At 69.7% G+C, this 23680-nt stretch carries 26 protein-coding genes and 4 pseudogenes; 21 read left to right on the top strand and 9 right to left on the bottom strand.

Translation table 11 applies throughout. The annotated features are described in order from the left end of the window. Positions 1 to 36: 36 nt before the first annotated feature. Positions 37 to 789 (bottom strand): (5-formylfuran-3-yl)methyl phosphate synthase, encoded by a 753-nt coding sequence (locus tag ACK8N7_RS01770; RefSeq protein WP_403217843.1) that lies wholly within the window; start codon positions 787 to 789, stop codon positions 37 to 39. 241 nt (positions 790 to 1030) lie between these two features. On the opposite strand from ACK8N7_RS01770, the gene ACK8N7_RS01765 reads away from it, so the two are divergent. The 5 genes from ACK8N7_RS01765 (at position 1031) to ACK8N7_RS01745 (ending at position 3603) form a co-directional block, all read left to right on the top strand. Then, entirely contained in the window at positions 1031 to 1210 is a 180-nt protein-coding gene (locus ACK8N7_RS01765; RefSeq protein WP_119827943.1) for a hypothetical protein, read from the top strand. A 142-nt stretch (positions 1211 to 1352) separates the two neighbouring features. Beyond that, positions 1353 to 2042 carry a HemK2/MTQ2 family protein methyltransferase gene (locus ACK8N7_RS01760; RefSeq protein ID WP_403217842.1) on the top strand — a complete coding sequence of 230 codons (690 nt, stop codon included), beginning with the start codon at positions 1353 to 1355 and terminating at the stop codon, positions 2040 to 2042. Next, complete coding sequence (locus ACK8N7_RS01755) at positions 2026 to 2304, top strand: CDGSH iron-sulfur domain-containing protein (RefSeq protein ID WP_403217841.1); 279 nt, start codon at positions 2026 to 2028, stop codon at positions 2302 to 2304. The genes ACK8N7_RS01760 and ACK8N7_RS01755 overlap by 17 nt, the downstream gene beginning before the upstream one ends. Continuing rightward, a complete protein-coding gene (locus tag ACK8N7_RS01750) occupies positions 2304 to 3311 on the top strand; it encodes an iron-containing redox enzyme family protein (protein ID WP_403217840.1) in 1008 nt (335 codons plus the stop codon). Before ACK8N7_RS01755 ends, ACK8N7_RS01750 begins: the two co-directional genes overlap by 1 nt. Before the next feature lie 124 nt (positions 3312 to 3435). After that, a complete protein-coding gene (locus ACK8N7_RS01745; RefSeq protein WP_403217839.1) occupies positions 3436 to 3603 on the top strand; it encodes a DUF6381 family protein in 168 nt (55 codons plus the stop codon). A gap of 59 nt (positions 3604 to 3662) precedes the next feature. On the opposite strand, the gene ACK8N7_RS01740 is transcribed toward ACK8N7_RS01745, so the two are convergent. Next, positions 3663 to 4421 carry a transporter substrate-binding domain-containing protein gene (locus ACK8N7_RS01740; RefSeq protein ID WP_500440507.1) on the bottom strand — a complete coding sequence of 253 codons (759 nt, stop codon included), beginning with the start codon at positions 4419 to 4421 and terminating at the stop codon, positions 3663 to 3665. 17 nt (positions 4422 to 4438) lie between these two features. On the opposite strand from ACK8N7_RS01740, the pseudogene ACK8N7_RS01735 reads away from it, so the two are divergent. The 3 genes and pseudogenes from ACK8N7_RS01735 to ACK8N7_RS01725 all read left to right on the top strand — a co-directional run. Next, positions 4439 to 4726 (top strand): annotated as a pseudogene (locus tag ACK8N7_RS01735) (diaminopimelate decarboxylase); the annotation flags it as partial. A 16-nt stretch (positions 4727 to 4742) separates the two neighbouring features. Next, positions 4743 to 5201 carry a holo-ACP synthase gene (locus tag ACK8N7_RS01730; RefSeq protein ID WP_500440505.1) on the top strand — a complete coding sequence of 153 codons (459 nt, stop codon included), beginning with the start codon at positions 4743 to 4745 and terminating at the stop codon, positions 5199 to 5201. 364 nt (positions 5202 to 5565) lie between these two features. Then, positions 5566 to 5805 (top strand): GNAT family protein, encoded by a 240-nt coding sequence (locus tag ACK8N7_RS01725; RefSeq protein ID WP_500440503.1) that lies wholly within the window; start codon positions 5566 to 5568, stop codon positions 5803 to 5805. Between the two features lie 108 nt (positions 5806 to 5913). On the opposite strand, the gene ACK8N7_RS01720 is transcribed toward ACK8N7_RS01725, so the two are convergent. The 3 genes and pseudogenes from ACK8N7_RS01720 to ACK8N7_RS01710 form a co-directional block, all read right to left on the bottom strand. Continuing rightward, positions 5914 to 6285, bottom strand: a complete 372-nt coding sequence (locus tag ACK8N7_RS01720; RefSeq protein WP_500440501.1) for a helix-turn-helix domain-containing protein — start codon at positions 6283 to 6285, stop codon at positions 5914 to 5916. Positions 6286 to 6415: 130 nt separating this feature from the next. After that, positions 6416 to 6565, bottom strand: a pseudogene (locus ACK8N7_RS01715) (DJ-1/PfpI family protein); the annotation flags it as partial. After that, positions 6514 to 6876: a type 1 glutamine amidotransferase family protein gene (locus tag ACK8N7_RS01710; protein WP_500445951.1), complete on the bottom strand. Its 363-nt coding sequence runs from the start codon at positions 6874 to 6876 to the stop codon at positions 6514 to 6516. The pseudogene ACK8N7_RS01715 and the gene ACK8N7_RS01710, both read right to left, overlap by 52 nt. Here ACK8N7_RS01710 and ACK8N7_RS01705 point away from each other — a divergent pair. The 10 genes and pseudogenes from ACK8N7_RS01705 to ACK8N7_RS01660 all read left to right on the top strand — a co-directional run. After that, a pseudogene (locus ACK8N7_RS01705) lies at positions 6839 to 7324 on the top strand (MFS transporter); the annotation flags it as partial. The gene ACK8N7_RS01710 and the pseudogene ACK8N7_RS01705 sit on opposite strands and share 38 nt — an antisense overlap. Before the next feature lie 160 nt (positions 7325 to 7484). Further along, positions 7485 to 8660: an LOG family protein gene (locus ACK8N7_RS01700; protein ID WP_500440499.1), complete on the top strand. Its 1176-nt coding sequence runs from the start codon at positions 7485 to 7487 to the stop codon at positions 8658 to 8660. A gap of 166 nt (positions 8661 to 8826) precedes the next feature. Next, complete coding sequence (locus tag ACK8N7_RS01695; protein ID WP_403217833.1) at positions 8827 to 10527, top strand: glycoside hydrolase family 13 protein; 1701 nt, start codon at positions 8827 to 8829, stop codon at positions 10525 to 10527. Between the two features lie 42 nt (positions 10528 to 10569). Further along, entirely contained in the window at positions 10570 to 11568 is a 999-nt protein-coding gene (locus tag ACK8N7_RS01690; protein WP_500440497.1) for a TIGR03885 family FMN-dependent LLM class oxidoreductase, read from the top strand. After that, a complete protein-coding gene (locus ACK8N7_RS01685) occupies positions 11565 to 13259 on the top strand; it encodes an alpha-amylase family protein (protein ID WP_500440495.1) in 1695 nt (564 codons plus the stop codon). Before ACK8N7_RS01690 ends, ACK8N7_RS01685 begins: the two co-directional genes overlap by 4 nt. A 395-nt stretch (positions 13260 to 13654) precedes the next feature. Further along, complete coding sequence (locus ACK8N7_RS01680; RefSeq protein WP_500440493.1) at positions 13655 to 14737, top strand: lytic polysaccharide monooxygenase; 1083 nt, start codon at positions 13655 to 13657, stop codon at positions 14735 to 14737. Positions 14738 to 15000: 263 nt separating this feature from the next. Next, the gene (locus ACK8N7_RS01675; protein ID WP_500440491.1) at positions 15001 to 15123 is read left to right on the top strand and encodes a hypothetical protein; all 123 of its coding nucleotides are present in this window, start codon (positions 15001 to 15003) and stop codon (positions 15121 to 15123) included. Between the two features lie 12 nt (positions 15124 to 15135). Next, positions 15136 to 15315 carry a hypothetical protein gene (locus ACK8N7_RS01670; protein ID WP_500440489.1) on the top strand — a complete coding sequence of 60 codons (180 nt, stop codon included), beginning with the start codon at positions 15136 to 15138 and terminating at the stop codon, positions 15313 to 15315. 359 nt (positions 15316 to 15674) lie between these two features. After that, complete coding sequence (locus tag ACK8N7_RS01665; RefSeq protein WP_500445648.1) at positions 15675 to 16355, top strand: polysaccharide deacetylase family protein; 681 nt, start codon at positions 15675 to 15677, stop codon at positions 16353 to 16355. 208 nt (positions 16356 to 16563) lie between these two features. Then, positions 16564 to 16824 carry a hypothetical protein gene (locus ACK8N7_RS01660; RefSeq protein ID WP_355085915.1) on the top strand — a complete coding sequence of 87 codons (261 nt, stop codon included), beginning with the start codon at positions 16564 to 16566 and terminating at the stop codon, positions 16822 to 16824. 402 nt (positions 16825 to 17226) lie between these two features. Here ACK8N7_RS01660 and ACK8N7_RS01655 read toward each other — a convergent pair. Together ACK8N7_RS01655 and ACK8N7_RS01650 are read right to left on the bottom strand one after the other, a co-directional pair. Beyond that, a pseudogene (locus ACK8N7_RS01655) lies at positions 17227 to 18706 on the bottom strand (alpha/beta hydrolase). A 793-nt stretch (positions 18707 to 19499) separates the two neighbouring features. Then, positions 19500 to 19694, bottom strand: coding sequence for a hypothetical protein (locus tag ACK8N7_RS01650; protein ID WP_500440487.1), 195 nt, complete (start codon positions 19692 to 19694; stop codon positions 19500 to 19502). An 82-nt stretch (positions 19695 to 19776) separates the two neighbouring features. Between ACK8N7_RS01650 and ACK8N7_RS01645 the strand changes: the two genes are divergently transcribed. Both ACK8N7_RS01645 and ACK8N7_RS01640 read left to right on the top strand, forming a co-directional pair. Further along, positions 19777 to 20364: a TetR/AcrR family transcriptional regulator gene (locus ACK8N7_RS01645; RefSeq protein WP_403217823.1), complete on the top strand. Its 588-nt coding sequence runs from the start codon at positions 19777 to 19779 to the stop codon at positions 20362 to 20364. Beyond that, a complete protein-coding gene (locus ACK8N7_RS01640) occupies positions 20361 to 20741 on the top strand; it encodes a hypothetical protein (protein WP_500440485.1) in 381 nt (126 codons plus the stop codon). Before ACK8N7_RS01645 ends, ACK8N7_RS01640 begins: the two co-directional genes overlap by 4 nt. A gap of 26 nt (positions 20742 to 20767) precedes the next feature. Here the strand turns inward: ACK8N7_RS01640 and ACK8N7_RS01635 are convergent, their stop codons facing one another. Beyond that, positions 20768 to 20908, bottom strand: a complete 141-nt coding sequence (locus ACK8N7_RS01635; protein ID WP_403217821.1) for a hypothetical protein — start codon at positions 20906 to 20908, stop codon at positions 20768 to 20770. Positions 20909 to 21573: 665 nt separating this feature from the next. Between ACK8N7_RS01635 and ACK8N7_RS01630 the strand changes: the two genes are divergently transcribed. Continuing rightward, entirely contained in the window at positions 21574 to 21795 is a 222-nt protein-coding gene (locus tag ACK8N7_RS01630) for a bacteriocin immunity protein (RefSeq protein WP_403217819.1), read from the top strand. Between the two features lie 540 nt (positions 21796 to 22335). On the opposite strand, the gene ACK8N7_RS01625 is transcribed toward ACK8N7_RS01630, so the two are convergent. Further along, entirely contained in the window at positions 22336 to 22899 is a 564-nt protein-coding gene (locus tag ACK8N7_RS01625) for a hypothetical protein (RefSeq protein WP_500440483.1), read from the bottom strand. Between the last annotated feature and the right edge of the window lie 781 nt (positions 22900 to 23680).

Below are 23680 nucleotides of genomic sequence, written 5' to 3'. Positions count from 1 at the left end.
ACGTGACGCCGGGCTGATCCGGGTCCATACGGGCGGTCAGCTCGCGGCGAGGGTGGCCGCGTGTTCCCGGGCGTGCCGGTCCATCTCCGCGCGGAAGTCGGCCACCAGCCTCGGCTGGATCCTCCCCGTATTGCGGTCGCCCCCCTCGCACACCGCCCCGCGCACGCCCACGATGTCCGTCCCGATGCGGGTGAGCGTGGCGAGGTCCGCCGGCTTGACGCTGCCCGCGAGGGCGGCGAGCAGGCCGGCCTCGTGGGCCAGCCGGACGAACTCCCCGCAGGCCTCGGGATCCACGTGGTCGAACAGCCGGGTTCCGTCCTTGATCGCGGTGTCGAGCATGGCCGCGTCGGAGCCGGAGCGGCGGGCGATGTCGGGCAGTGCGAGCGGGTTGACGCAGCCGATCCGGTGGGCGTCGGCGTAGCCCGAGGCGACGACGAACGCGTCCGGCCGGTAGTCCTTCACGGCCCGCACGACCCCGCGCATGACCTCGATGGCCTGGTCGGGCGTCGTGCATCCGTAGAGGCCGACCTTGATGTACGTGGCGCCGGAGACCGCCGCACCGAGCGCCGCCTGGGCCACCGTGCCGGGCTTGAACGGTACGTCCCCCACGGTGGCGGAGACCGGCTTGTCCGCCGGGACCGCGCCGCGGATCTCCCTGATGACCCACGGGAAGTTCGCGCCGAGCGAGCCCTCGTCGGGCTTCTTGACATCGACGATGTCAAGGTGTTCCGCCGCCTTCGCGCACTCGAGGGCCTCTTCGACACCGTCCGGGGAGATGAGAAGCAGCAACGTGGATTCCTTCCACCGCATGTCCACCCGCCCGAGGGCAGGTGCGCGGATTCGCCGGGATCTTGTGCGGTCGGCTCATCCTGGCTGCGGCCCATGGCCCCCGGCAGGGCGCGCGGGATGGCGAACGGGGCACTGCCCCGACGCGCTCACGCCCCCGAAACGCGTCGGCCGCCTGTCTAACTCCGCGATTCACGGGCACACGGCTGTCACTTCACTCACACACTCGGAAGGAAATCACCCCATGCTCGGTATAGCGGCGGCAGTCCTGTTCTTCATCGCCTTCCTGATCAACGCGGCGGACATCTCGACGAACGACGTGTTCGCTTCGACGAACGTCATGCTCATCGGCCTCGCGCTGCTCGCCCTGCACGTGGCAGGGGTCGGCTCCGGCCTGCGCACCGGTTCGTCGCGCAGGCGCTGACGCACGCGACCTGCGCGACGTGCGGACCGGACGACCGGTCACGCTGTGCGAACTCACGAATGGCGCCCCCGGCCGAACGAGCGGAGCCTTGATGGGTGGCACGACCCACGATCCACGCGCCCGCCGCGTGCAGGAGGCCCCTGTGACCGCTGCCGTTCCCACGACGACCGCTTCCCAGCGGCTGGGCGTGCGCACCCTGCCCGGGGTCTACGCACCTCAGCACGATACGCACCTCCTGCTGAGGGCCCTGGCCCGCGAGACCGTCCGCCCCGGCTCCGAAGTGATCGACCTCGGGACCGGCAGCGGCCTCCTCGCGGTGGCGGCCGCACGCCGGGGAGCGCACGTGACCGCTGTCGACGTCGGCCGCCGGGCCGTGCTCACCGCCCGCCTGAACGCGCTGCTCGCCCGGCAGCGGGTGACCGTCCACCGGGGTGACCTGGCGGACCCGGTGCCCGGCCAGACGTACGACCTGGTGCTCAGCAACCCGCCCTACGTCCCCTCGCCGCTGGGCCCGCCACCCAGGCGCGGGAGCGCCCGCGCCTGGGACGCGGGGCACGACGGGCGGGCGGTGGTGGACCGCATCTGCGACGCGGCCCCGTACCTCCTGCGCGGGGGAGGCGTCCTGCTCATGGTCCACTCCGACCTCACCGGTACGGAGACGACCCTGCGGCGCCTGTCCCGTGGCGGGCTGCGGGCCGAGGTGAGCGACACGGCAAGCGTGCCGTTCGGGCCCGTCCTGCTCTCCCGGCTCCCGTGGCTGCGGGGCCGGGGGCTCCTGGGCGAGCACGCCGACGAGGAGAATCTGGTGGTCATCCGTGCCGAGCAGCCCTGACCGACCCGCCCGCGTCACCCTCGGGGCCGAGGGGCCGCTCCTGGTGGAGGGGCCCGTCGAGGTGGTCGGCGACGACGGCACCCTGTACACCTCGCGCCGCTTCACCGCCGCCATCTGCACCTGCCGCAGAACCCGCACGTACCCATGGTGCGACACCAGCCACCGCCGCCGCGTGAAGCCGGAGCCGGCGGCCGGCGACGAGTCCGGGAAGAAGACGGACGAGCCCGGGACGACGGACAACAACACCGACGGAGCCGCCTGATGCCCGCCTACCGTGAGCCGAGGCGCCGGAGCCCCCCGCTGCCCGCCCCGCGCGGACCGCTGTCGGGCGCGGTCATCGCCGCCCTGCGCACCGGCGCGGACCACCGGGCCCCCGCGGTCGGTGACGCGGACCCCTTCGGCGACGACCTCCAGCTCGCCCTCTACGTCCTGTACGAACTGCACTACCAGGGCTTCGAGGGTGTGGACGACGAGCACGAGTGGAGCCCCGGCCTGCTCGCACTGCGCCGCTCCCTCGAAGAACCCTTCCTCGCCGCCCTCCGCGCGGGCGCGGGTACGGACGGGGACGTGGAGGGCGCCATGAGCGGCCTGCTGGTCGAGCCCATCGGCGACGACGGCCACAGCGTCAGCCACTTCCTGCAGGACCACGGCGAGCTGTGGCACCTGCGCGAGTACGCCGCCCTGCGCTCGCTCTACCACCTCAAGGAAGCCGATCCGCACGCCTGGGTGATCCCCCGGCTGTACGGACGGGCCAAGGCCGCGATGGTGGCGGTGGAGTTCGACGAGTTCGGCGCCGGGCGGGAAGCGGACATCCACGCCCGCCTGTACGCGGACCTGATGACGGATCTGTCCCTGGAGACGGCGTACGGGCACTACCTCGACGCCGCGCCCGCCGACGTACTCGCCACCGTCAACCTGATGTCCCTGTTCGGGCTGCACCGCTCCCTCAGGGGCGCGCTCGTCGGCCACTTCGCCGCGGTCGAGGTCACCTCGTCACCGGGTTCGCGCCGGCTCGCCTCGGCACTGAAGCGCGTCGGGGCGGGACAGGCCGCCCAACGGTTCTACGACGAGCACGTGGAAGCCGACGCGGTGCACGAACAGGTGGTACGCCGGGACGTCATCGGCGGGCTGCTCGCCGACGAACCGCACCTGGAGTCCGACATCGCCTTCGGTATCGGGGCCACCGGGCTGCTGGAGGACCGCCTCGCCGCCCGCCTCCTCGCCACCTGGCGGAGCAACTCCACAGCGCTGCGCGGCCAACCGGGCTGAGCGGCGGGTGTCACCGTACGTGACCGCACGAGATGCGATCCGGCCGGTCTCCGGTGACGCTGGGGCTCCGGTCGCGCACGCCACAGCTGTTGCCGACGGAGGAACCACGACGAAGGACGTTCCCATGAACCTGCCCGACACCCCCCTGGAGCGAAGCCGCCGCACCCGTGAACGTGCCGAGGAGCTGGGCCGCGCCGCCGACCGGGCCACCGACCCCGAGCACCGGCAGCGCCTGCGGGAGAAGGCCCGGCGCCTGCTCGGCGAGGAGCTGGAGGGCCAGGAGGGGACCTGACCGGCGGAAGCCGGAAGGCGAGCTGACCGGCGGCCGGAGGAGGAACTGACCGGCGGAGGTCAGGAGGAGGAGGGCTGAGCGGCCGGTGCCACGAGCGCACCCTCGATCCGGTGCCGCTCCAGCGCGTCCGCGACGAACCCGCTCGCCTTCATCTCCTCCACGAAGGACGCCAGCACCTCCTGGGCCGCCGCACCGCGGGCGGCGGGGATGCCCATGGCCTGCTGGATCACCATGAAGCGCCCCGGCAGCACCCGTACACCGGGCGCACGCCCGGCCTCGCCCTCCAGCAACTGGCGGATCCCGGCGGCCACTTCCACCTCTCCCACCCGCAGCGCCGCGAGCGCGGCGGGGGCGCCCTGCAGCCGGACGATTCCGGCGTGCTGGATCGCGCGGGTGAGGAAAAGGTCGTAGGCGCTGCCCGAACCGACCGAGATACGGGTCCCCTCACGGTCCACCTGCCCGTTCTCGGCCAGCGCGGACGACTCGGGCACGAGGTAACTGCCCTCGATCAGCACATAGGGAGCGGTGAACAGCAGCCCTTCGCTCCGCGCCGGGTCGACGGCGAAGAAGCCGATGTCCGCCTTCTCCGCCCTCACCGCGTCCACCGAGGCGGCCGCCTTCTCGAAGACCACGAGCTCGACGGGCACCCCGAGCCGCCGGGCGAACTCGTACGCGAGGTCGATCGACACACCGACAGGGTCGCCGCCCGCCGGGGCCCGGTCGGCCAGGATCGGATTGCCGAGGTTGATCGACGCGCGCAGCGTGCCACTGGGCGCGAACGCGGGAACGAGGGCCGGAGCTATCTGCTGCGAGGTCATGCGGGCGAGTCTACGAGCGCCATCTCGGACGTCCACAAGCCCGGGCGGACCGCTCGTACACGGTCACCGGCCCGTTGTGCACCTCCAACGACACCTTGGTGAAACGGGCTTCGTTGCCCGAGGTCGCGCCGGGCGACCTCCTCGGCGTCGAGCGGTCAGGTGCCTACGGGCCCACCGCCTCGCCCGGCCTCTTCCTGAGCCACGGCTATCCGGCCGAGATCCTCGTCCACGAAGGCCGAGCCCGACTCGTACGCGAGCGGGACACTCCCGAAGACCTGATCGCGCGCCAGCACCTGATCGAATTCGACCCGGTCGCCGCATGTGACCGGGTCGCCGTGCCCGATGGGCGTGGGCCTGGACCTGCTCGAACGTACGCAACTCGACCGGCTGTTCACCCGCCGCTGGTTCCTGCGGTACTGCTACGCGTCCGAGGAGATCGAGCGGGCCCGGGAGCTGACCGGGAGACGCCGCCAGGAGTATCTCGCCGGGCGGTTCGCCGCCAAGGAGGCAGTGCTCAAGGCGCTCGGACGGGGCCTGTTCCAGGGCATCGCCCCGTACGACATCCTCGTCGGCCGAACCCCCGACGGCGCACCGAGCGTCGAACTGCACGGATCGGCGGCGGCCGCCGCCCCCGGGGTGTCGGTCCTCGTCTCGATCACGCACAAGGGCGACGCGGTCGCGGCCGTGGCGCTCACCATCCCCCTCGGCTCACGTGACGCACCGGAGCGCACCGGATGCGGGACGGCCGCCGGGACATGTGAGGAAAGGAGGGCCGTATGACGCCCACCACGGATCAGGAACCGCTGACCGTCAGTCTGCGCGTCAGGATCGGCCATGAGGACGCGCACTACGGTGGCCAGCTCGTCGACGGAGCCCGCATTCTGCGACTGTTCGGCGACCTCGTCACCGAGATCACCATCCGGAGCGACGGAGACGAAGGGCTGCTCAGCGAGTACGCCTGCATCCGCTTCACCGCGCCGGTCCACCCCGGCGACTACGTGGAGGCCACGGCGCGGCACGTCCGCTCCAGCAAGCTGCGCCGGTTCGTGGAACTGAAGGCCCGCAAGGTGATCGCCGCCACCGGCGAGGGCCCGAGCTCCGCCGCCGTACGCAGGAGGCGGTCAGGCCCCGGCACGGCATTCCGATGCTCGGTGTCCAGCTCTTCGAGCGGGCCGCCGACCGGGCGGTGGAGCGGGGGGCCGCCTTCATCGAGGCCACCGTGTCCGCCGACAACGAGGCCATCATCATGGTCCTGAAGAAGGTCGCGAAGCGGTACGCGGCCGAGGTCGACACCCGGGTGCTGTTCCCCGGCGACATCTTCCCCGGGGAACACCACGACGAGGTGCTGTACCGCACCGGGCCGCTCGCCCCACGGGCGGACTGACACTCCCCGGGCGCGCGGGGCCCTTGGACACCGGAGCCCCGCGCACCGCACCACGCCTCCGCGCGTACCGCATTGACCCCACCGCACCCCACCGCACCACCTCCCGCGTCACTCCGTCCCGCGGAAGGTGGTGCGGTACGCGCGCGGCGACACCCCCAGGGCCTCCCGGAAGTGCTGGCGCATGGCCGTCCCGGTGCCGAAGCCGGCTTCGGCGGCGATGCGGTCCACCTGCTCGTCGGTCCGCTCCAGGAGCCGGCGCGCGTGGTGCAGCCGCTGGGCCGCCAGCCAGCGCATCGGCGTCTGCCCGGTTTCCTGGAGGAAGCGGCGGCTCAGGGTCCGTACGCTCACCGACGCCTCCCGGGCCAGGTCTTCCAGCGTCAGCAGCTCGCCCAGGTGGCGCAGGGTGAAGGTCCGGGCGGCGGCCGTCGTGGTTGGCTCCCCCTTCGGGGACGGGCTGCTCGATGTACTGGGCCTGTCCACCGTCCCGGTGCGGGGGAACGACGGTGCGCCGGGCGACGGTGTTGGCCACCTCGCTGCCGTGGTCGCTGCGGATCATGTGCAGGCAGAGGTCGATTCCTGCGGCGACCCCCGCCGAGGTGAGCACGTTCCGGTCGTCGGTGTAGAGCACGTCCGGGTCCACATCGACTTCCGGGTACAGCCGGCGCAGCTCGTCGCACGACTTCCCGTGGGTGGTCGCCCGCCGCCCCTTCAGCAGCCCGATGGCCGCCAGAACGAACGTGCCCGTGCAGATCGAGGCCACCCGGGCGTCCGCCGGGACGTGGGCGAGCGCCCGGCGCACCGGTTCGGCACTTGGTCGCGCCGCTGGGGCCCGTAGTCCTCCACCGCCGCCGGTACGAGTACGGTGTCGGCGCTCTCCAGAGCCTCCGGGCCGTGGGCGATGTTCACCGTGAAGTCGGCGTCCGTGGTCAGCTCACCTGCTTCCGCCGCGCAGGTCACCACCGAGTACAGCGGCCTGCCGTCGTCGTCGAGCGCCGTGCCGAACAGCCGGTGGACGATGCCCAGCTCCATCGGGTGGACGCACTTCACCCCGGCCGCCCACGACCGCGGCATGACCGTGACCACCGCTTCGACGCTGCTGGCTCCCATCGGCGTCTTCAACGTCGCCGGCACGATCGCCTCCGGATGGCTCACCGACCGCAAGGACGCCCGCCGGCTTCTCGCCGTCTTCTTCGCCCTGCGCGGGGTGCTGCTCGTGCTGCTCCCGCTGATGATGGCCGCTAAGGTCAATCCGGCGATGATGATCTTCGTGGTCGCCTTCGGCCTTCTCGATCTGGCCACCGTCCCGCCGGTGATCGCGCTGTGCCGTACGTTCTACGGCGACGACAGCGCCATCGTCTTCGGCTGGGTCGACGCGGCCCATCAGGTGGGCGCGGCCCTGGCCGCCTTTCTCGGCGGTATCGCCCGCGACGCCTTCGGCACCTACGACCCGGTCTGGCTCGTGCTCGGCGCAGCCTGTGCGGTCGCGGCGCTGGTGTCGCTGACCATCCGGGGGAACTAACTCCGTGCGCTGGGGGACGCCCGACCGCACGGCCGCGGAGCCGGTCGAGTCGGCCGGCCCCCGGGGATGAAGCGGCCCGCTCAGGGGAACGAGGTGATGGCCGCGGAGCCGCTCGCGAGGTGGTCGGCCACGCGGCAGGCCAGGGCCCTATCGTGTCCGCATGATGTACGGCGAGGGACACGACGATCAGACGGTACGACGGGCCGCACCGCACGGCGGCCGGACGACCTTCGGCGGCCGGGACCGCTCGGACCGGGAGATCGAGAGTCTGGACGAGTTCGATCACGTGATTCTGAGCGGGACGCTGAGCGGCTTCAGGATTCAGTCGGTCGATCTGACGGAACGTACAGCCGTCCTGCTGTCCACCGACACTTCCAGGTCCGTGTTCCTCGGCTGCCCGATGGCGGCGGAAGCCCGGGCGAAGATACAGGCGGACGGTGCCCTGGTCTTCCCTCCCGCACCCCACCTCCCCTTCGACCCCTATCGAGGCCTGCTGTACTCGCCCGACCAGCTCTTCGCGGGGCTGGACGTCGGCGGATACGAGACGACGCCGGACGCGCACGCCTACGAGTGGTTCCAGCGGACCAAGGCCGACGGGGACATACTCGCCTCGATGCTGCGCTCGATCCACGACGACGCGATCTCGGATGCCCTGGACGAACTCCTCGTCGACGCACGGGTCGTCGGCGTGATGGGCGGCCATGCCATGGCACGGGACACCGACGCGTACGCCGGAGCCGCGCGCCTGGGCCGCGAACTGGCTCGCACGGGGCTGACCGTCGCGACCGGGGGAGGCCCCGGCGCCATGGAGGCCGCCAACCTCGGCGCCTACGCCGCGCCACATCGCGACGAGATGCTCGACGAGGCCCTCGAACTCCTCGCGAAGACTCCGTCGTTCAGCCCGTCGGTATCCGATTGGGTGCGTGCCGCGCTGGAGGTACGGGACCGCTGGCCCGGAGGCGACGCCTCGGTGGGTATCCCCACCTGGTTCTACGGCCACGAACCGCCGAACGCCTTCGCCGCCCACATCGCGAAGTACTTCGCCAACGCGACACGGGAGGACGGCCTGCTGGCTCGCTGCAACGCCGGCGTCATCTTCCTGCCGGGCGCCGCTGGCACCGTCCAGGAAGTCTTCGACAACGCCACTCCGAACTACTACGAGTCCCGAGGCGAACCGACGCCCATGGTCCTGGTCGACCGGACGCACTGGACGGAGCGACTGCCGGCATGGCCCCTGCTCAAGGCGCTGGCGCAGGAGCGCCCGATGGAGACCCGCATCGCGTTGGTCGACTCGGTGACAGAGGTCCCCGAGGCCTTGGCACGTCTGTCGGGCTGACAGCCGAAACGAGCCCGTCAGTGCCGTGGTCCGGGGCTGGACGGGGTCAGGCACGCGCGTCACGTTCCGCACCGGACATTCTCCTGCTCGGCCGTCCGGTACAACCGCCGTGCCCGGGGAAGGGAATCGACGTCCCATGATGTCCGAGGCGAGAGGGAGACCTCCTATGGTGGACGGCACCGAGGCGCAAGGCGGCGGCCCCTGGTGGAAATCCGCGGTCGTCTATCAGGTCTATCCCCGCAGTTTCGCCGATGCGAACGGTGACGGCGTCGGCGACCTGGAGGGCCTCACCGGTCGGCTGGACCACATCGCGGAGCTGGGCGTCGACGTGCTGTGGCTGTCTCCCATCTATCCGTCGCCGCAGGACGACAACGGCTACGACATCAGCGACTACCAGGACGTCGATCCCGTCTTCGGCGATCTGGCGGCCTTCGACCGGCTGCTGGCCGCCGTGCACGAGCGCGGGATGAAACTGGTCATGGACCTGGTCGTCAATCACACCTCCGACGAGCACCCCTGGTTCCAGGAATCACGCGATCCGGACAGCCCGAAACGCGACTGGTACTGGTGGCGCCCGGCGCGCGACGGCGGCGAACCCAACAACTGGGGCTCGTTCTTCTCCGGCTCGGCCTGGGCGCACGACGCCACGACCGACGCGTACTACCTGCACCTCTTCTCGCCGAAGCAACCGGACCTCAACTGGGACAACCCCGACCTGCGGCAAGCCGTGTACGCCATGATGCGCTGGTGGCTGGAGCGCGGCGTCGACGGCTTCCGGATGGACGTCATCAATCTCATCTCCAAGAATCCGGAGCTGCCCGACGGTGTGCCGCACGGCGACGGCCCGTACGGTGACGGCTCACCCCACTACGTCTGCGGCCCGCGCATCCACGACTACCTCCGGGAAATCCACCGGGAGGTGATCGCCCGGTATCCAGGCCGGCTGCTCACCGTCGGAGAGATGCCCGGGGTGACCGTCGAACAGGCCAGGCTGTTCACCGACCCGCGACGCGCCGAACTGGACATGGTGTTCCAGTTCGAGCACGTCGGACTCGACCACGGCCACGGCAAGTTCGATCCACGACCGCTGCGGTTGACCGACCTCAAGGCGTCCTTGGGCCGCTGGCAGACGGGCCTCGCCGACGTCGGGTGGAACAGCCTGTACTGGAACAACCACGACCAGCCTCGCGTGGTCTCCCGGTTCGGCGACGACGGACCTCGCCACCGGACCCGGTCCGCGACCATGCTCGCCACCATCCTCCACCTGCACCGCGGCACGCCGTACATCTACCAGGGCGAAGAGCTGGGCATGGCCAACGCACCCCTGCGTACCATCGAGGACTTCCGCGACATCGAGTCCCTGAACCACTACGCGCAGGAGCTGCGCGCCGGAACGAGGCCCGAGGACATCCTGCCCGGCCTTCGGGCCATGGGCCGGGACAACGCCCGTACCCCCATGCAGTGGGACGCCTCGCCGCAGGCCGGCTTCACCACGGGTACGCCCTGGCTGCCGGTCAACCCCGACCACACCGAGGTCAACGCCACCGCCGCCCGCGCGGATCCCGGCTCCGTCTACCACCACTACCGGCGGCTGATCGCGCTGCGGCACGACGAACCAGCCGTCGTGCACGGGGACTTCACCATGCTCCTGCCGGACGACGAGCGGATCTACGCTTTCACCCGCCGCCACGGATCGACGGAACTGCTCGCCGCCGGAAACTTCACCGGCGAGACGGTCGCCGTGGACATGCCCGACGGCTGGGAGGGCGCCGAACTCGTCCTGGGCAACGGCCCCTCCGCTTCCGCGGCCCCCGGCCGGCTGGTGCTCGCACCCTGGGAGGCGAGGGTGCACCGGCGGACGGTGTGACCCCCGGCCGATGAACCCGGCGGCGACGGGTACCCGCACCCCATGACCGTCTACGGATTCCACGCCTCGCACGAACAGGTGCCTCCCGCCGACCTGCTGGCCGCGGCCGTCCGCGCCGAGAGCGCCGGCTTCACCGCCGTGATGTGCTCCGACCACTTCTCACCCTGGAGTGTCCGGCAGGGCGAGTCGGGCTTCGCGTGGTCCTGGCTCGGCGCCGCGCTCCAGGCCACCGACCATGTCCCATTCGGAGTCGTCAACGCGCCGGGCCAGCGCTACCACCCGGCGATCATCGCCCAGGCCATCGGCAGCCTCGCCGCCATGTATCCCGGCCGCTTCTGGGCGGCACTGGGCAGCGGGGAGGCGTCCAACGAGCACATCACCGGCGCGCGCTGGCCGCGCAAGGACGTCCGCAACGCGCGGCTGCGCGAGTGTGTCGACATCATCCGGGCGCTGCTGAACGGCGAGGAGGTGAGCCACGACGGGCTGGTGGTCGTGGACCGGGCCCGGCTGTGGACCCGCCCCGGGACCGTTCCGCCGCTGGTGGGCGCCGCGTGCAGCGAGGCCACCGCCCGCTGGTGCGCGGAGTGGGCCGACGGCCTGATCACCGTCAACGCGCCGCACGAGAAGCTGCGCCGGATCGTGGACGCGTACCGCACCGCCGGTGGCGCCGGCCCCCTGCACATCCAGGTCCACCTCAGCTGGGACCCCGACCCGGAGACCGCACGTGCCCTCGCCCACGACCAGTGGCGCACCAACGTCCATGGCCCACCGGTGAGCTGGGACCTGGACTCGGCGGAGCTGTTCGACAGCGTCAGTGAGCACGTCACGCCCGAGCGGGTCGCCGAGTCCGTCAACATCTCCGCGGACCTCGGGCGGCATGCGGCCTGGCTCCAGGAGTACGCCGACCTCGGCTTCGACGCGGTCATGCTCCACCACGTCGGCCGGGAACAGAGCGCCTTCATCGACGCGTTCGGCACCGAGGTGCTGCCGCAGCTCGACGTGACCCAACCCGAGCCCTACCGCGCGGAGAGTGCCCGATGAGGCTGACCCGGACCTCCGACCTGTGGTGGAAGAACGCCGTCGTGTACTGCCTGGACGTCGAGACGTACCAGGACGGTGACGGCGACGGGACCGGCGATTTCGCCGGTCTGACCCAGCGGATCGACCACTTGGTGCGCCTGGGCGTCACCTGTGTGTGGCTGATGCCGTTCTATCCGACCCGGGAGCGCGACGACGGCTACGACATCACCGACTTCTACGCCGTCGATCCGCGGCTGGGCACGCTCGGCGACTTCACCGAGTTCGTACGGACCGCCCGCGACCGGGGTATCCGGGTCATCGCCGACCTGGTGGTCAACCACACCTCCGACCACCACCCGTGGTTCCAGGACGCCCGTTCCAGCCGCACGTCCGCCCACCGCGACTGGTACGTCTGGTGCGACACACCGCCCGACGACGGCCCTGAGGGCGTGGTCTTCCCCGACGCCGAGCGCAGTGTGTGGCAGCTGGACGAGACCACCGGCCAGTACTACCTGCACCGCTTCTTCAAGGAGCAGCCCGACCTCAATGTCGCCAACCCCGCGGTACGCGACGAGATAGCCCGCATCATGGGTTTCTGGACGCAGCTGGGGCTGTCCGGCTTCCGTGTCGACGCGGTTCCCTTCCTGCTGGAGACCGACGGCCAGGAGGACGCGGACCAACTGCCCGACCCGCACGAGTACCTGGCCGACCTGCGGGCATTCCTCGGGCGCCGCAACGGTGAAGCCGTCCTGCTGGGCGAGGTCAACCTGCCCTACCCCGACACGGCCAGGTTCTTCGGCGAACCGGAGTCCGGCCGGGGCGACGAGCTCACCATGTGCTTCGACTTCATCGGCATGCAGCGGATGTACCTGTCGATGGCGCGAGGTGAGGCAGGGCCGCTGGCCGCCGCCCTGCGCGAGCGCCCCGGCGCACCCCGCGACGCGCACTGGGCGACCTTCGTCCGCAACCACGACGAGCTGACCCTCGACAAACTCGACGACGACGAGCGCGCCGAGGTGTTCGCAGCATTCGGCCCCGACGAGGACATGCAGCTCTACGGCCGTGGCCTGCGCCGCAGGCTGCCGCCGATGGTGGAGGGCGACCGGCGCCGGGTCGAGCTGGCCTACAGTCTGCTCTTCGCCCTGCCCGGCACTCCCGTGCTCTTCTACGGCGAGGAGATCGGGATGGGGGAGAACCTCACCGCCGAGGGCCGGCAGGCCGTACGAACCCCGATGCAGTGGACCCCTGACAAGGGGGGCGGCTTCTCCACCGCCGACGCGGACGCTCTGCCCAACCCGGTCGTGCAGGGCGCGTTCGGCCCGAGGCAGGTCAACGTGCACGACCAGGCACACGACCCGGATTCCCTGCTCCGGCGCATGCGGACACTGATCGAGCGGTATCGCGAGACACCCGAACTGGCCTGGGGGGCGTACGAGGTGCTCGACGCGGACGATCCGGGCGTGCTGGCCCACATCAGCTCGCTTCCGGAAGGGGCGGTGCTGGCGCTGCACAACTTCTCCGGCCGCGAGGTCACCGCGACCACGAGCGTCCCCGGCCTGAAAGGCGGGCGCCTGCTCACCGACATCTTCACCGGCGACACCGTGAAGTCCGCCGCCGGCGGTCTCGTCCGCACCGAGCTGGAGCCGTACGGCTATCGCTGGCTGCGCGTCAACACCCCCCTGGACGACCCGGACCGCACGACCGCCGTCTGAGGGGGCGCTCCGGCAGGGTGGGCGCCTGATCACACCGCCGGAGCGTCGCTCGCACGGAGTGCAGCGGCATGCGGAACTGAGGAAGGCGTGGACGACCGGGACGCACGACCACACCCGTGCGTCCCCTTCCGAATACTCGCAGAAGGACTTGTCATGGCCATGCCCTGACTCTACAGTCGCCAGCAACCGCACGGATGGGAGCGCTCCCACTCACCGACGTCCGGTCTGCCGGGGCCCACGAGCCAGTGACTCGGTCGGCACCCGGCGCGTCGCAGCCGCAGGCTCCGGTATCCGGGCCGCCTGGGCCGGTGGCTCGGTGCCTCCGGCAGTGCCCCCAAGCCGTACCCGTCGGCCTGTTGAGAGACAGGCCCGACCTCCGACAAAGGAGAGACACCATGACTCCGGGTAAGAAACGACTGCTGTCCTTACTGGCGGTGCTGGCCACTTTGCTCAGCGGGCTCGGTCTCGCCCTCATCGGCCAGAACAGCGCACAGGCGCACGGGGTGACGATGACACCCGGGTCGCGGACCTACCTCTGCTATCTGGACGCCAGGACCAGCACGGGCGCGCTCGACCCGACGAACGCCGCGTGCAAGGCGGCGCTCGCGGAGAGCGGCTCGAACGCGCTCTACAACTGGTTCGCCGTGCTCGATTCCAACGCGGCTGGCCGCGGGCCGGGATACGTTCCGGACGGCAAGCTCTGCAGCGCCGGCGACCGCTCCCCGTACAACTTCACCGGCTACAATGCGCCCCGCGCCGACTGGCCCCGGACACATCTCACCTCCGGATCGACGATCAGGATCAAGCACAGCAACTGGGCCGCTCACCCCGGCGACTTCCGGGTGTACATGTCCAAGCCCGGCTACGCGCCCACGGAGCCGCTGGGTTGGGATGACATCGAGCTCATCCAGACCGTCACCAACCCCCCGCAGTCCGGCTCGGTGGGCAGCGAATCCGGCCACTACTACTGGGATCTGGCGTTGCCTTCGGGCCGTTCCGGTGACGCCCTGATGTTCATCCAGTGGGTGCGGTCGGACAGTCAGGAGAACTTCTTCTCCTGCTCCGACATCGTCTTCGACGGCGGCAACGGCGAGGTGACCGGCATACGTGGCTCCGGCAGCACTCCGACCCCCACACCGACCCCCACGCCGACTCCCACCGATCCGCACAGTGGGTGCATGGCCCTCTACACGGTGACCAACTCCTGGAACGGCGGCTTCCAGGGCTCCGTCGAGGTGATGAACCACAGCACCACCGCCCGCGACAACTGGGCCGTACGTTGGCAGCCAGGCGCCGGCACCGCGATCAGCCAGCTCTGGAACGGCATCCACAGCACCGGCTCCGACGGCACGGTCACGGTCAGGCACGTCGATCACAACCGCACCATCCCGCCGGACGGCAGCGTGACGTTCGGCTTCACGGCCACGTCGGCCGGCAATGATCTGCCGGTCGGCTCCATCAGCTGTGTGAACCCGTAACACCGTGTGCGGCGGCGCCGACCCTCGTATCCGGGGTGGTCGGCGTCGCGTCCCGTTCGTGTCCGCAACCGGGCTGTAGCGTCGTACGGCGGCAGCAGACGTCCCCTCCGACTCGTCAAGAGCCTGGCGGACGCCCATGATCCGTTCTGCGGCGCGAGATCGCCCGGGGCGGTGAAGATCTTGAGAGCACACGGCGATCCCACGACACCGCCTGCCATTCTGTGCCCTGACAGATCGCCGATTCCTGAAGGACGTCACTTCTCATGCGCATGACTCGTCTCACCACCACCGTCCTGGCCGCCGTGCTCGGTTGCTCCGGGGTGCTCGCCGTCGGTTCGGCTGCCGGCGCTTCCGCCCCCTTCGGGTGCCAGTACAAGGTGCTGTGACCGACCGCCGGTGTGTACGAGAACCCGAACCCGAACAGCGTCGTCGTCAAGACCAAGCACGCGGGTGACATAGTCGGCGCCTCGACCTGTGAGGGCGCCGGCTACAACGAGTACGGCTATGTGCTGGTCGCCACCGACGCGGCAGCCGACGGCCGGGGCTGGATGCGCGTCGAGGCCGTCGTTCAGATCTGACGTATCCGCGCACACACCTGGAGCGCGTAGGGACCGGTCCCCGGATCGGGGACCGGGCACTGCCGCTACGCGGAGGCACTGCCGGAAACGCCGCCGGTCCCGTCCTCGACCTGCTGGGTCCTGTCGGGAACCCGCACTTCGCCTGCCCGCGTTTGCCGAGTCCTTCCGTGGGACAGGACAGTCCTGCGCAACGTGCGTACGACGTCCCACTGCAGCCGTACCCAGGGCGGATATCGGTCAGCGAGCCGGTGCTCCGCTGCCGCTCCGGTGCCTCTCTGGTTCACCAGTTCGTCACTCGAGAGGATCCCGGAATGAGCAGGCGAGGCAGAACGCGCATATGGCTCGGCGCGGCCGTGGCGATGCTGATGACGTCGTTCGCGTTACCACCGGCGGTCGCGCAGGAGGCCGGCTCCGCGAGACGTTGTTCCGGGGGCTACGTGGCCATCACCTTCGACGACGGTCCGACGGACGTCACCGCCAAGTACCTGAAGGCGCTGCGGGATGCCGGACGCGTGAGGGCGACGTTCTTCGTGACCGGCACGCTGGCCGAAGGGCACCGCGACGGGACACGGCGGATCGTCGCCGAGGGCCACCAGATCGGGAACCACTCCTACACCCACGCGAATCTCGTGGAGCTCGACGCGGCCACCGCGTTCGCTGAACTGCGCGACACCAGCCGCGTCATCCGAACACAGACGGGGCGCGCTCCCACTCTGTTCCGGCCGCCCTTCGGGAGCACCGACGCACGGACCCGGCGGGATGCGGCCGTGTTGGGGATGACCGAGGTGATCTGGACGGCCGACACCGTCGACTGGAGCGGTATTCCCACCGAGACGATCGTGGCGAACGCGCTCACCGTCAAGCCGGGCGGCATCATCCTGCTCCACGACGGACTGCAGACGACGCGCGCGGCCATCCCGAAGATCATTCAGGGGCTTGCCGAGCGGGGTCTGTGTGCGGGCCGGATCGTGTACTCACCTACCCCGGTCCAGGCGTGGCCGGGCCTGACCTTTCATGCCAAGGCAGCACCCTGGCGTTGAAGTGCCTCATGGGGGCGTTTCGGGCCCGGACGTCGGTTGAGGAGAAGGCCGCGGGGCTGACGACAGCGATGAGGCAGGGGCAGACCGACTTTCAGCGGCAGGCTGTCCAGCCCGACCGCAGGGTACGGCGAGGACTTTCCCTCCCACGCCCCTCGTGGAGGCCCTGCGACACCGTTTCGAACCATCCCGTGCGGGCAACCGGCTGGTCATGGAGACCAACGAGGGTACTGAAGAAGCAGTCGCGACCCAGGGGGACGAGCATCATGTCGTCCTCAGCGCCGACACCAATGGCGATGGGAAGCCTGATGTGTGGATGACCGACACGACCGGCGACGGCAAGGCGGATCTCTACCAGTTCGACACCACCGGTGATGGGCAGATCGACGTGACGGTGGTGGAGGGCGCCGAGGAGCCTGGCACCGATCGGCTCATAGTTGACGGTGACGGCGGTCACCCCCCGCAGGTGTGAATGACTGCACGATGGACCGACGGGCTTGCGGCCTGTCCGGTACGCGGTGATCTGCGACAGCCGTTCACCGGCTGGGCAGGTACTTCGACCTGCAAGCGGATCACCGCGCCCTAGACCACCGGTAGACCACCGGTAGGCCACCCGGCTGGGCCGTCCAGGCCGAAGGGGCAGTCTCGGACGGCGCCGGTCCCAGGCCGGGGTCGGGGCGGTGCCCCGCAGGGACGGGTCCCGGTCATCGTCCGCTTGTCGGGGTGACCCAGGCGGCAGAGGTCACCGAACAGGACCCGACTCCGCCCCTCTCGGCCTCCCGCGGGAGGGCCGGCCGCGGCGCAGGGCTGACAGCACCGCGGCACAGCGAAATATTCACCAGCCTTCTCTACTGGGTGACTTGTCTGCCGGGGATCAGCGGCCGGGGAAGGGGAAGCGGGCCGGTGCTGGGACAGGGTTCGGGTTCGGGTTCGGCGAGATGGAACGGGAGTCTGCCGTGGAGAGCGGGTCGGCCGCGCAGGTGACGTCCCGGGCCGGAAGCCGGCCGGTGGTCAGATACGTCGTGGTGACGTCGTCCGCACAGGCACTGATGCCGAGCGAGTACACGCCGTGGCCCTGCCCCTCGTCCACGGTGACGAGCCGCGAGCCCTTCAGTGCCCGCCGCAGGCCGAGGGCAGTGGCCAGCGGGGTCTGCGAGTCCCATTCGTTCTGGACGATGAGCGCGGGGACCTTGTTGTCGACCTTGGTGGCCGCTTCGATCGGGCGGTCCCAGTAGGCGCACGGGAAGATGTTCGAGACGGAGTCGCCGTAGAGGGGGTAGCGGACGCTGTCGCGCCGGGAGTCGGCTCGATAGACGGCCGGGTCGGTGGGCCAGCAGGTGTCACCGCACACGATCGCGAGGTAGCTCGCCAGCTCGTTGTCGGTCGGCACGAAGGTCGGGAAGGTCGGGGCGGGCTTGCCCGCGGCGGCGTCCCGAAGCAGCCCCAGGGTCCTGGCGGCGACCGACGGGTGGGTGATCTCCCAGCGTACGTACTCGCGGATCTCGGCACCGTCGAATCTGGTCCCGCCTAGGTCGAGCGGCTCCCGGTCGGCGCGCGCGACGATGTCCCAGAACAGCTTCTCGACCTCGGCGGGCGTGTCACCGAGTCCGTACTGCGCCGCATGACGGGCGGACGAACCGGTCGACCCGCTGCGGGAACAACTGGGTGTAGACAGAACCGAGATAGGTCCCGTGCGACAGTCCGAAGTACGAGATCCTCTGTTCTCCGAGGGCCGCGCGCATGATGTCCATGTCGCGTGCCGTGTTGCGGGTGGTGACGTGCCGGAGCGTTTCCCTGTTGCGGTTCCGGCACCGGTCCGCGATGTCGCGCGCCCAGGCGACGTCCTTGGCGAACGTCGCACGCTTGTAGGGCCGGTACGTCAGCCGTTCGTCGGCGGTGGTCGTGCCGCAGGTGAGAGGGCTGCTGGCGCCGACCCCGCGCGGATCGAAACCGATCAGGTCGTACCGGTCCTTCACGGACTGCGGCAGAAGACCGCTGAGCGCGAGGGGATAGAAGAGCCCGGACCCGCTGGGGCCGCCCGGGTTGAAGAGCGGGGCGCCGCGCCGCTTCCCCGGGTCGGCGGCCTTGATCCGCGACAGCGAAACGTCGATTTTCTTGCCGTCCGGCCTGCGGTGGTCGAGGGGCACCTTGAGGGTGGCGCACTCGACGGTCGGGGGGATGTCGCCGCCGCAGGCCTGCCAGGTCATGGAGGGGGCGGCGGTGGTCTGGGCGGCTACCGACGAACCGGGGCCGGCCGTGGGCGCGGCCATGGCTGTGGTGCCGAGGAGCGTGGGGGCGAGTACCGCGGCGATGACCAAGGCGATCTTGGAGGTCGATCTTCGTCTCAGGAGCAAGGGAGTGCCTTCGTTCGCTGGGATGGTGATTGGCGCTCCCCAGTGGCCCGGAGGGACGGACCGCAGGGTCGCCGATCAGGCTAACGGGCCTACGCCATAAGCGAGTTCGGATGTGCGAATTGCCCTGGTGAGGCGTCTTGACCGAATGATGCGGTGCCCGGACGGGGGAGCGGGGTCGGCCGCCGTTCGTTGGACGGTCGAACGCACGGGAGCCCGAGCCGCTCCGCGGATGGCTGATGCGATACGGCTGCTGTGGACCGGTGCGCCAAAGGCGCACCTATCCCTTACTGCGGGCGTCAGTTGGTGCTCTCGGCGAAGAGTGATCGTTCGAGCGCGGATCGGACGGAGCTGGAAGCGAGATCACTGGCCGGGGTCAGAGCCGGCGCAGCTGTCATGAGCAGGAGCACGCGCACGCCATCACCGGTGGCGCTGTCCACTCCGGGCAGCAACGGGATGACCATGGCAAAGACACGGCGACACCGCGGCCGCGGAAGAGGCCACCGCCATCCCCATCGCGGTGGTGGCGATGGCGACATAGTTGGTCACGAACTGAAGGCTGATCGGGTAGCGGTAACGGATCCAGGCGTGCAGCACGGCCTTCCGGGCGGCGCGGAGTTCTTCGTCGTCGAGACCGGGGAGCGCCGCGGTATACCGACGGCTCCGTGCCGCGATCTCGCAGCCACAGTGCTTCGCGGTGAAGAGGCTCAGCGCTGTCCATGATCCGCATGCAGCTCAGTATTCCCAACCGCCTTCCTCGTCAGTCCCGTTGAAGCGATCAGGAATGCGCCGTCATTCACGGGGGACGGGGGTTGTTGTGCAGCTCGGGAGCGCGACTGGCGGTGCAAGCGCGTACGGCGGGCCAGCGTTCGATGCGTCCACGGATGGCGAGGACGCCCAGGGCGAGGAGGGCGGGTTCGAGGAGGCGGGAGATCATCTCGATGTAGGTGCCGGCAGTGGTGAGGTTCTGCCCGCTGGAGCGGAACACCACGGAGATGCCCGCTCGCTGCGGTGTGTCTGAAAGGAGGCCGCTCTCTTGATTACCTTACGGGTCGACCCGTAAAGTAAATGCCATGAGCTCCTCTCCGCCCTCCAGGGGGCGCCCCAGGGATCCTCGATCGCACGAGGCGATCATTGACGCGACGGCAGAGATGGTGGTGGAGGTCGGCTACGCCGCAACATCGATCGGGGCAGTGGCCGCGCGGGCAGGCGTCGGCAAGGACACGATCTACCGACGGTGGCCGGGCAAGGCGGAGCTGGTCTTCGAGGCCGTCTTCACGACCACGGATGATGCTCCGGCCCCCGACACCGGAACCCTGGCCGGAGATCTGACCGTACTGCTGCAGGGCCTGATCAACGAGTTCCACGCGCCTGCCGCCGCAGCGGCACTCCCGGGGCTGCTCGCTGACTTCGCCGCTGATCCGGAACTGAAGGCGCGCATCCGCGGCGACTTCCTGGCTCCGTCGAAGGAACGGCTGCTGGTCGTCTTCGAACGCGCCGTGCTGCGCGGTGAGATCGCGGTCGAAACGCCGGTGGACCTGGTTCTGGACACGCTGGCAGGAGCCGTTTTCTTCCACGTAGGACTGGTTGGGGAGCACCCTGACCATCAGCTGGCCGCACTGCTGGCCACTGTCGTGGCCAAGGGAATTGAGGTCCGATGAACGGCTGGCTTCTCGCGGCAGGAATCACCGCGCTCGGCGTGGCCGCAGTGCATATCGTCGCCGGGCACCGCGATGTCGTGCGCCCGCTGCTGTCCTGCGGTCTCGCGGACGAACCGAAGCATGTCCTGCACGCCCTGTGGCACATGGTGAGCATCGACCTGGTGCTCTCCGGGCTCGCTCTGCTCCATCTCTCTCTGACGGACAGCACATCGGGGACCGGCCTGGTGGCATGGTTCGTGGCCGCACACTTCATCGCGTACGCGGCAGCCTTCCTGCTTGTCACCCTGTCGGTCGGCTGGCCCAGACCGCTGCTCCGCCTGCCGCAGTGGATTCTGCTCCTGCCTGTCGCGGCGCTGGCAGCAGCGGGCGCCGCGTAGTCGTACGGCTGGCGAGGACCGTCAGATCAGGCGGCGGATTGACGGACGCGGGGGATTCCCAGTTCCGGCAGGGCGAGGTGGAAGCCGTTTCCGCGACCGCTCATGGTGCCGTCGTAGGAGAGGTCGGCCAGGTCCACACTCAGATGCCGCAGCTCTTTGATGAGCATGCGGGCGACTGTCGCAGCGTGTGCGCGATCGCCGAGGGTGTGTGGAAGCGACGTTGCCAGATCGTGCGGGAGAAGTCCCAGCCGCTCCACATCAGGCGGGCGGGGCTCGCCGCGTCCGTGTGGTGCACGTAGCCGGTGGCTTCTATGGGTCCCCGGCTGGCTGGGAGGTGTGCCAGCGGCCCGGGAGCGGGCCCGTCCGACGGCGTCGGCGTCCGCGTCGGAAGGCAGGAGTTCGAGGCTCATCTCGCCGTTGTCGTGCGCGTGTACGAGGAGAGTGGGCAGCCCGGTTCCGGGACGCCGCCACAGCATCCACGGGCCCGAGCGGCCTCCCGATACAGCGGGCGGGCCCAGCTCTTCCTCCATCTCCATGATCCACCAGGCGGCGCGAGCACGATCCGTGATGGTTGATCTGTCGCCTTCGGGCAGGTCGACGATCGTACGTTGAGCTTGCATACCTGCTCGGATTCCGAGGCGTCGGTGATCACGGTGCCGTATCCCCCGAGGGCCCCTTCCGAGGAGCGAACCTGCGCTGGACCTGGCAGACGATCTGTTGTCGAGCCATCGGCCCCGAGGAATTGCGTGCTCCATCCGGCAGACAGCAGTGGTCCGAGTCGGAAGAGGGCTGATGTCGGTGCTCGTGGTCCGCATTCCGGCAAGATCGAGTCGTGCCCGTGAGTCGGGCGGAGGCGATCGCGCTTGTGCAGCGGATCATGGAGGCGGACTACGCCTCCGAGGACGAGGTGAACGACTTGCTGGAGCAGCTCGGCAGAGCTCTGGGCTGCCCGTCCGGTCTCGTCAGCGATCTGGTGTTCTGGCCGTCGGAACGGGAGTTGTCGGCCGAGGAAGTGGTCGGCCAGGCCCTGGCGTACCGGCCGATTGCCCTGTGACGCCGGTACTCGGCTCCTTCCCGAGGTGGGCAAGGGGAACAGCACGGACGACATCGTTCGTGCTTCGCCTGACCTGCACAGCCGGTAGCTGAGAAGTCTGGCGCTTGAGGCGGCCACGTGACGGCGATGCACGGCCTTCCCCGGTGAGGTCCCTGTGGGCCCCGGCCAAGGCGGCGGGCCCTCGCTCTGCTCGTAGCCGCTGCCTTCGCGTCCTCGGCAGAGCACGGCTCCCTGCTCGGGCGAGCGGGACAAGGGGCTGCTCCGGGCCCGCGTCGACGGACTCTCCATCCGGGCGGAGGGTCGGTGCGAAACAGCTCGGCCTCTCCGTCAGGCGAGACGCGCCCGCCGCTGCCTGCACCGAGCGCGACGATCCCGTTCAGGTGCCCGAACTGGCCGTTGGTGCAGATCTCCCACCATGGCCAGCGCACAACCACTTCATCCCGCGTGAGGCCTCGCCTGACCGTGGTTGCCGCGAAGGAAGGGACAAGAAATCCGACAGCACGTCGCCGACCCGGAACTCCCCGCATCCACCAGGGGGTTTCAGCTGGATGTGGGGGTGGGGGCAACGCCGAGGGCCCCACCCAGTCTGGCTACGACAGCCGAGTAGTCGGTGTCACCCTTCATGAGGGCGGTCTTGGCCTTGGCGACCTGAGCGGCATCGTTGGCGGTGGAACCGGTGATGCACTCGGCCGCGCCCTGCCGCAGGTTCATGAGCGCCGAGGACCACAGCACCTGGGCGGGCGGATCGGGAATGGGCTCGAAGTCCTTGATGATATTGAGATCATGGTCAAGGTCTCTGCAGGCTGAATGGACATTCCTGAAGTCTGCAGGCGTGCCGGGGTCAATGGCCACGCTCTGCTTGAACCTGCCGAGGTCGCGGTCAAGGACACCCATTCCCTGCTTGTGACGACTCTGCTCGAACCACGCGACGAGCTTGACCTGGTCATCCGCGGAAAGCGTCGGGGCATTGACAGAAGGAGGTGTGCTGGCGACCGGTGGCGCACTCGCGGATGAATCCGGACCGCTGGCGGCCGAGCCGTCGCTGCACGCTGCGAGGGGAATCACGGAAAGGGCGATGGCCCCACGAAGTAAGAACGAGCGCATGGAGACTCCCTTGATAGAAGATCTGAGTAAAGTACCGCGCCGTCCGACCCCGCGCCGGTGAATAGCCCCGGCCGCCTCTACCTACAGCCTCTTGCGGCGCGGGCGTACCTTCGTCCTCGCCCCCACCTGCGTACCTCATGCCCCACCGTCTACCGGAAGCAGAGATCCCACCTCTGCAGAACAGCTCCCCGATTCGCGGGCCACGACACCATCGGTTGAGCGCCTTCGATTGGACGGACTGATGGGCCATCGACACGCCAGTCTCCGGAGCACTACACAGGATTCGGTAACCCTTCCTGCTTTCTGGCCCCCGGGCCAAGGCATGCGGCAGTCGCTCGCCCAACGGGAGGGCCGGCCGTGGACGCGGAATGTCCAACCCCCCTACAAACGGTGCCCGTCCCGGCGTTGTCCCGACACCGACGTTGCGGCGGCCGATGGCGGCAAGGCTGCGTCGCCGCCCGGACGCCCCCAGGCCCGCGCGGCGGTTGAGCCAGCCCCCGAAGGGGCGGAGCTGACCAAGCGGCTTGTGTGCTTACGTCAATGCAGGCCGGCCTTGACGTAGCGGCCGCCTCCGCGCGGAGGACCAACTTGAGGAAGTCAGGTGCATCAACGCCGAATATCACCGCACCTGCCGGATGAACCCGCTTGCCGCGACGTGAAGCGCTACGCGTCCTGTGTTCACCGGCAGTTCCTGGTTGTCCGGCAGGGGGCGGGGCAAGAGGCAGATGACTGGGGCCGACAAGGGCTCCAGCACACGTTGCAAGGGACGAGAAGAGGGACA

Origin of the sequence: Streptomyces griseobrunneus (genome assembly GCF_046713465.1) — a bacterium.
In the GTDB taxonomy this organism is placed as follows: domain Bacteria; phylum Actinomycetota; class Actinomycetes; order Streptomycetales; family Streptomycetaceae; genus Streptomyces; species Streptomyces microflavus.
Note: the sequence above shows the minus strand (reverse complement) of the source record. Positions and strands in the feature narration are given on the sequence as shown.

What these genes read in the sequence shown, in the direction of transcription:
- ACK8N7_RS01695 (WP_403217833.1), top strand. Translation starts at nt 8,827, where the DNA reads ATGGTGGACGGCACCGAGGCGCAAGGCGGCGGCCCCTGGTGGAAATCC.
- ACK8N7_RS01725 (WP_500440503.1), top strand. Translation starts at nt 5,566, where the DNA reads ATGCTCGGTGTCCAGCTCTTCGAGCGGGCCGCCGACCGGGCGGTGGAG.
- ACK8N7_RS01690 (WP_500440497.1), top strand. Translation starts at nt 10,570, where the DNA reads ATGACCGTCTACGGATTCCACGCCTCGCACGAACAGGTGCCTCCCGCC.
- ACK8N7_RS01680 (WP_500440493.1), top strand. Translation starts at nt 13,655, where the DNA reads ATGACTCCGGGTAAGAAACGACTGCTGTCCTTACTGGCGGTGCTGGCC.
- ACK8N7_RS01665 (WP_500445648.1), top strand. Translation starts at nt 15,675, where the DNA reads ATGCTGATGACGTCGTTCGCGTTACCACCGGCGGTCGCGCAGGAGGCC.
- ACK8N7_RS01685 (WP_500440495.1), top strand. Translation starts at nt 11,565, where the DNA reads ATGAGGCTGACCCGGACCTCCGACCTGTGGTGGAAGAACGCCGTCGTG.
- ACK8N7_RS01640 (WP_500440485.1), top strand. Translation starts at nt 20,361, where the DNA reads ATGAACGGCTGGCTTCTCGCGGCAGGAATCACCGCGCTCGGCGTGGCC.
- ACK8N7_RS01675 (WP_500440491.1), top strand. Translation starts at nt 15,001, where the DNA reads ATGCGCATGACTCGTCTCACCACCACCGTCCTGGCCGCCGTGCTCGGT.
- ACK8N7_RS01745 (WP_403217839.1), top strand. Translation starts at nt 3,436, where the DNA reads ATGAACCTGCCCGACACCCCCCTGGAGCGAAGCCGCCGCACCCGTGAA.
- ACK8N7_RS01700 (WP_500440499.1), top strand. Translation starts at nt 7,485, where the DNA reads ATGATGTACGGCGAGGGACACGACGATCAGACGGTACGACGGGCCGCA.
- ACK8N7_RS01710 (WP_500445951.1), bottom strand. Translation starts at nt 6,876, where the DNA reads ATGCCGCGGTCGTGGGCGGCCGGGGTGAAGTGCGTCCACCCGATGGAG.
- ACK8N7_RS01635 (WP_403217821.1), bottom strand. Translation starts at nt 20,908, where the DNA reads ATGCTCATCAAAGAGCTGCGGCATCTGAGTGTGGACCTGGCCGACCTC.
- ACK8N7_RS01765 (WP_119827943.1), top strand. Translation starts at nt 1,031, where the DNA reads ATGCTCGGTATAGCGGCGGCAGTCCTGTTCTTCATCGCCTTCCTGATC.
- ACK8N7_RS01660 (WP_355085915.1), top strand. Translation starts at nt 16,564, where the DNA reads ATGGAGACCAACGAGGGTACTGAAGAAGCAGTCGCGACCCAGGGGGAC.
- ACK8N7_RS01750 (WP_403217840.1), top strand. Translation starts at nt 2,304, where the DNA reads ATGCCCGCCTACCGTGAGCCGAGGCGCCGGAGCCCCCCGCTGCCCGCC.
- ACK8N7_RS01740 (WP_500440507.1), bottom strand. Translation starts at nt 4,421, where the DNA reads ATGACCTCGCAGCAGATAGCTCCGGCCCTCGTTCCCGCGTTCGCGCCC.
- ACK8N7_RS01645 (WP_403217823.1), top strand. Translation starts at nt 19,777, where the DNA reads ATGAGCTCCTCTCCGCCCTCCAGGGGGCGCCCCAGGGATCCTCGATCG.
- ACK8N7_RS01625 (WP_500440483.1), bottom strand. Translation starts at nt 22,899, where the DNA reads ATGCGCTCGTTCTTACTTCGTGGGGCCATCGCCCTTTCCGTGATTCCC.